The sequence below is a fragment of the Zhongshania sp. genome, assembly GCF_041584495.1.
In the GTDB taxonomy this organism is placed as follows: domain Bacteria; phylum Pseudomonadota; class Gammaproteobacteria; order Pseudomonadales; family Spongiibacteraceae; genus Spongiibacter.
On the sequence record NZ_JBFHDY010000151.1, the window covers coordinates 1 to 6,322 of the forward strand.

General features: G+C 43.8%; 4 protein-coding genes and 1 pseudogene. 4 read left to right on the forward strand and 1 reads right to left on the reverse strand.

The genetic code is table 11. From position 1 onward, the window contains the following. The first annotated feature begins 471 nt into the window (after nt 1-471). A complete protein-coding gene (gene lipA, locus ABYP33_RS16750; protein ID WP_373092292.1) occupies nt 472-1,461 on the forward strand; it encodes a lipoyl synthase in 990 nt (329 codons plus the stop codon). Between the two features lie 200 nt (nt 1,462-1,661). Here lipA and ABYP33_RS16755 read toward each other — a convergent pair. Next, a pseudogene (locus ABYP33_RS16755) lies at nt 1,662-1,820 on the reverse strand (transposase); the annotation flags it as partial. A gap of 923 nt (nt 1,821-2,743) precedes the next feature. Here ABYP33_RS16755 and ABYP33_RS16760 point away from each other — a divergent pair. The 3 genes from ABYP33_RS16760 to ABYP33_RS16770 form a co-directional block, all read left to right on the forward strand. Beyond that, entirely contained in the window at nt 2,744-3,811 is a 1,068-nt protein-coding gene (locus ABYP33_RS16760) for an OmpP1/FadL family transporter (RefSeq protein WP_373092293.1), read from the forward strand. 998 nt (nt 3,812-4,809) lie between these two features. Then, the gene (locus tag ABYP33_RS16765) at nt 4,810-4,887 is read left to right on the forward strand and encodes a transposase (protein WP_373092295.1); all 78 of its coding nucleotides are present in this window, start codon (nt 4,810-4,812) and stop codon (nt 4,885-4,887) included. Nucleotides 4,888-5,806: 919 nt separating this feature from the next. Beyond that, nucleotides 5,807-6,322: thiamine pyrophosphate-dependent dehydrogenase E1 component subunit alpha (locus ABYP33_RS16770; RefSeq protein ID WP_373092294.1), on the forward strand; the 516-nt coding region annotated here is incomplete at its 3' end.

Below are 6,322 nucleotides of genomic sequence, written 5' to 3' on the forward strand. Positions count from 1 at the left end.
ACCGTTCTCATTCTGTTTCAAAATCGCCAGTATCTGGCTGTCGCTGTATCTTGATGTTCGCATAGAAAACTCCCTTCCTTCAGTTTAGTGGAATTTTCTACTAATAACTGTTCCGGATTTTCGGGGGGATTACATCAGCATGGGGGGTAAAGGTCGCGGCTTTTGTATGCCCGTACATTTCTTTGTGTTATTTTTTGGTATTGGTAAGGCATTGAAAAATATATAAAAATTCACGTTTTTTTACTAAGGGGGTCGGGTGTCTCGGCAGGCCAGAAAGTTTATATACTTCCAATAAAACACCTCGTGCAGTTGCGGGGAGGCCGTCAATCTTTGCGCCAAACCACCTCTGTTGCGAGTTTACGGTCGCGCATCCAGGTTAGGTGTGGCTATCTATGTTAAAATACTAGCATTGGAATGGCCTAGGTTAATTCCATTTATAGTCCGGCGTATTATTTATAGCGAGTTATTTAGATGTCAGATAGCGATATTATACCGTCTGTACGAATTTATAGTGGTGAAAAGTTCACCACTGAGAGGGGCGTAAGGGCGATTAAGGATGGTATTAAGGCGACAAATCAAACCCAAGCCCGCCTAGCAAAACCTGATTGGCTGCGGGTTAAAGTTCAGGGCGGCGATGCTTATAAAAAAGTGGCGTCCATTGTCTCTGAAAATAGACTTGCGACGGTTTGTGAAGAGGCAAAGTGCCCGAATTTGCAGGAGTGTTGGAGCGCGGGTACTGCAACCATTATGTTAATGGGCGATGTGTGTACACGAGCTTGTCGATTTTGTGCAGTGAACACGGGTAACCCCAAGGGGGCATTGGACGCTGATGAGCCGGAGCGCACGGCGCGATCAGTCGAATTGATGAAGCTTAAATACGTGGTGCTGACATCGGTCAATCGCGATGATTTGGCTGACGGTGGTGCCGCTCACTATGCTGCCTGTGTTAAACGGGTGAAAGAATTGAATCCCGATACTGCTGTTGAGGCCTTAACCCCGGATTTTGAAGGGGTATTAACAGATGTTGAAGCGGTGGTTGATTCTGGGATCGAAGTGTTTGCGCAGAATATTGAGACGGTAAGGCGTTTAACGCATCCAGTGCGTGATCCTCGAGCGGGCTATCAGCAAACCCTCGATGTTTTGGCGCATGCTAAACGCTATAAGCCAGAAATATTAAGCAAAACGAGCTTAATGCTTGGTTTGGGTGAAACCGACCAAGAAATCCTAGAGACAATGGATGATTTGCTAAGAGCTAATGTCGATATTCTGACATTGGGTCAGTATCTACAGCCAACAGTGAATCACTTGCCTATCGCACGCTATGTAACGCCTGCTGAGTTTGAAAATTACCGCCAATTAGGTTTGGAGAAGGGGTTTTTAGAAGTGGTTTCTGGTGTTATGGTGCGCTCTAGTTATCGCGCTGAGCAGGTGCTGCAAAAGAATAATGTGGGGCTTGGTTGATCCCCTGTAGGTATTCTTGCATGTTCTGCTAGCACAGAATAACTGAATAAATGGTGTGTCGAGGCAAGGGTAGCTTATGTGGCGGCAGTAGGCTGGAGCCACCACATAACTAAAAATCATTGCCCGTTTCTAATTTATATGATACTTCATGTTTGCGGCAGCGCCCGCTGCGTCGGTAACCTTTCTATTACCTCTTTTGGCTAGGTCTGTGGGTTTAGATCATTAATCTTCGCGGACTGACCACTGCGCCGTGAACCCGCAAGCAGCCAGTCCGACCGGCCAAGCTGCCAAGGCCGTATTTGATTTTCGGCCCGGTTATTGTCTATGGCCACGGCGCCGTCATTAAGGTGGTACATGAGCGCATCCCAGCGTTAAACTGCACTGAATCCCTTTGGCCGTCGGGTACCTGCTGCCGTTTTCTGATCAGCCAATGATGCAACCGATCGATAATGGGTTTGGCTTGCTTTTTATCGCTGCAGCCTTATGAGACAAAACTGTTTAATACAGTTCAGCGCTTGCTCAGTAATCTGATTAGCACAAAATATGCAACCAAAAGATGAGAAATACGCACTTAACAACTCGAGCGCTGGGGTGGATAATTAAATTCAAGTTTGTGAATTGGTCTGATTATTTACTTCCCTAAGTACTAATATGATCAAAGCTTGTTGCGGCCATAAGCATTCTTTGAGTTCAATAATAACGTAAAATATTGTTTAAAATCGTACAATAAAGTTGAATATCTAGTCTTGATAAATTGTAAGGCAGTTTTAGCCAATTGTGGTTTCACGCAACCTAGATTTAGGTTCGGTTTACTTTGGTAACAGCATCACGATTGCCTTAAAATCGTAAATATTTAGTGGGTAGGCACAGTAGAGCTCTTGCAGCATTGCCATCACTAACAAGAATAGTCATTAGCTAGATATAGATATTTATAGCCATAGTCATAAAAATAATATCGGAAAATAAGAATGTTATCAGTAGGCAGTAGTTAGATTAAATGCTTGGGTTGAAACATTGCGCTCGCTACCAATCGTGCTCAATAGGGGTAAGGGGGTGGCGTCGGTGAGTAATATAAAAACGAAGTAAAATTAGCGATTTTGATCGACTAATATTTATTTTATAACGAGGCTTAATTCGAGTAGTTAAATAATAAAGGTGAAGAATGAAATGCTTGTATAGGCGTCTAATGTTGCTGGTGGTAATGTTAATAATCGCTAATCACGTGCAAAGCTCGATGATAGTTGCACCACATGGCTCGGGGCGAAGCGGAGATTTGTCAGGCGTGAATGTTGCGGCTCCCGACGATGGCTCAAGTGCATTGATCACCAATCCTGCAGGGGTGGCTAGCGATGCAAAAAATCAAGCACTTATAGCTATTCAACCCGGTAGCTTGACGGTAGATTACAGTAACACCAGTACGGGGTATAACGGTAGGGGGAGTACGCCATACGCCGCACTAGATGTTTGGTATGGATTGGGTGAGCGCTGGGGCTGGTCGATGGGTGTGGGCGCCTACGGCGCAGTGGGCGCGGCGTTTGATTTGCCTAGTGAGCCTGCGATTAATCACGACGGGTATCTAGGCAAGTTAGCGCAAATCAATTTTGCGGTAAATGTCGGCAAGGAGGTTCATCCCGGGATAAGAGTTGGGCTGCAGTTGGCGCCGAGCTATGTGTCCCAAAAAACTAAATCTCCCTCGCCTCTGGGGGAAGTCTCTTTTGATGCAGATGGTTTTGGTTTTTCTTATGCTGCCGGTGTGGTGTATGAGCCTATCGAAAACTGGTCATTCGGCTTGATGTATCGATCCAAAGGCAAAGCCGAACTGGAGGGCGATGGTAAAGTGGGGTCTGCGCGACAGGATGTGTCCGTTGATTTTGTTACTCCCCAGTATTTGGCGACAGGGCTGGCTTGGTGGCTGTCTAAAGATTTTCGTTTGATGGCCAACCTGCGATGGACGGATTATGAGGATTTTGAAGAGGGAGAGTTTGAGTCTAAACAATTCCCGGCTTTGAATGGGCCTCTTATGTCTAAAACGCACAACCGCACTCGTTGGGGAATTGCTTTTGAGTACCGAATATTGCCACGCTCGTGGCTAAGAGCGGGTTATACCCAGGGCCGAGCCATGATTGACGACAGTGCTGTGCGGCCCAATATGTTTGATAATGACAATAAAATGCTTATGCTTGGATACGAAATCGAATACAGCGATTTAATGGTAGGCTTTACGTTTGGTCTTGCTACCCAAGACGTTAGAAAAGTAAGTGCTAATGAGAATCCCAATTTTTCTGGGCGATACGAATCCGCAGATACCGTTTTCAACGCTGGTGCGCGAGTGACCTGGCGGCTACGTTAAGGTGTCGCTGCTCAGGCGTTTAGCTTTTTGCCAGTGTCTGTCAATTGAGGGCTGAGCTAAAGCTCTCGTAACCCAGACTGCTTTGCCGTCAGGTGGGCGTGGCACTGGCATTCTGCTGCACATACCTCTTTTTGCTAAGTTCCCCGCTTTTTATTTAGCCTGTTCGTACAGGTTTTTTGTGGCGAGGATTCAAATCCGTCTGAGTGTGGAGTGCTCGAATAATGGAAGATAAAACGGTTCGCTTGTGCCTACTTCTTTTGGCAATTCTTGCTAACGCAATAATGTGTCCAAATAATACCGCTATAGCTGGAAACGCGAATCTGCTATTAGGGTTTGGCGCTGAGTCGAGCGCCATGGGGGGGCACTGATATGGCTTATTCAGACACACCTTCAGGGATTAATAATAACCCAGCCGGTATAGCGCAGGTCCGCCATTCCGAAATTGAATTCTCGATAGAGCCGCATGTACTGGCGGGTATTCGTCACAAGGACTCGCTTGGCAATGATAGGCGCACAGATCATGACCAATTGGGATGCATCAAACTATTGCGACCTAACCTGTCGCATCAATGAAGATAAACCCTGCCTACCTACGCCTTTTAGGAAGCGTTGCCTGCGTCTCCTTAGGCTGATTTTCGCGCCGCAGTTATTTAACGGAGTTTTTACTTGCGCGGAGAAGAGGGGTCGCGATGTGACTGTGGGTCGCCTGCTCAATATCCCTAAAGGGAGCATGGTTCTCATTGATGAAGTATACAGTGATAGTACATGATTTAAGTAATTGCCGGAAGCGGATGTTTTTTCCATCTCTCTGCTTAAATGCAATGGAGCATACCGTGTTAGTGACCGTCGCTCCGTGTTGAAAAAAAGGCATAACGTGTGAACAAGCGGTAGAGCCCACAGATCCTCAAGTCTCTAAAAACGACCTGTTCTATTGCGGCAGGAAGGCTATAAGGCGCGGAGACGAGCAAAAAATTTGGTTTTTAAAAAGCAATTTCAAGCTGGCCGCCAAGACGATTGTCGATATCTGCAAGGCTCGGTGGCATGTCGAGTTGTTCTTCAAGTGGATAAAAAATTGAAAATCAAATCATATGAAGGCATCAGCAAGAATGCGGTAATAACAAGAATATGGATAGCCATGTGCGCTTACCTGCTTCTCGAATTTTAGTCAGTGTACAAAAGTATGCAGAAGATATTTCGACTGCTGTAGCTTAATCTGTTTGATAAGCGTGAGCTGAGAGCCCTCTTAAGTAGTGGCAGGCTAACTAATATTAATCAGCTGAAGCTCATATGAAAGTTCACTGGGCAGCAGTGTATTAATATAATTAAGCCTCAGGGGTTTTCATATATTAAAATTGAGGTAATCAGTAATTTTAGATTATAGGTTGGGAGTTTCGCGGTATTGATTGTGATTGTTAAGTGCAGTAATCGCAACTCACGGGTTCGGGATGTGCAATTCTCGAGTTAGGGTTTAGTGTGTATAGTGATAAGAATACAACAAAAATATTAATATTTTATGATTTTTAATTAATTAGTTTATGTGTGATATTTAAAATATATAATAATATTTTTTGATTTTATGGGTTATAAATTGTTTGTGATAATTTGTTTTTTTGTAATAAGTGTGATTAAAAATATAATATTCTGTTAGGGTTTTTCTGTGATTGTTTTTTGGCGATAAAATTAGGATTGTAAGTAGGTGGGTGCTTGCATACTTTTCGGTAATTCGATGTGTTCTTCTCTGTTAATATAATTTTTATATAAAACCTATATTATTCTATAGTTTGGTTTTAGATGTGTTTTTAACTATATAGGGTAGTATATTTGGTCAATATTAAGAGTGAAGGTAATTGTTGAAGTTTGTGAGGGTAAGCATAATTTTTTAAATGGAAATATATTTCCGTGTTAATTTATTCTACATGATGCGTTACGCTTTGGTATTTCGGGTTGCGTTGGGTTGCTAATTAGTTCTCTACTCTATATATGGAAATAATGGATATGGATTTAGATAAAAAAACATTTTTATCGATTTATAAGAAAATGACTCTTATAAAGGGTAATGATGATCGAATAATTTCCTCCTTGAAAGCGGGGAGGTTGCAGATGCCATATTATTCTGCTCGCGGTCAGGAGTGTATTCCTGCTGCGCTAAGTGAATCTTTAACGGACGACGATTATTTAGTGACGATTTACCGTGGCATGCATGACATGCTCGCTAAAGGACTTCCACCTAAATTACTTTGGGCCGAACTCGCGGGAAAAGTTACCGGAACTTGTAAAGGTAAAGGTGGGCCAATGCATCTTACTTATCCGAAGAAGGGGTGCATGGTGACCACTGGAATCGTCGGGGCTAGCTTACCAATTGCTACTGGGTTAGCACTTGCCTCACAGGTAAGAGGAGAATCTCGTGTATCCGTAGCGAGCTTTGGTGATGGAGCCTCAAATATCGGAGCTTTCCATGAGTCATTGAACTTAGCAGCAGTATGGAACTTGCCAGTTATTTTTGTGTGTCAA

What these genes read in the sequence shown, in the direction of transcription:
- lipA (WP_373092292.1), top strand. Translation starts at nt 472, where the DNA reads ATGTCAGATAGCGATATTATACCGTCTGTACGAATTTATAGTGGTGAA.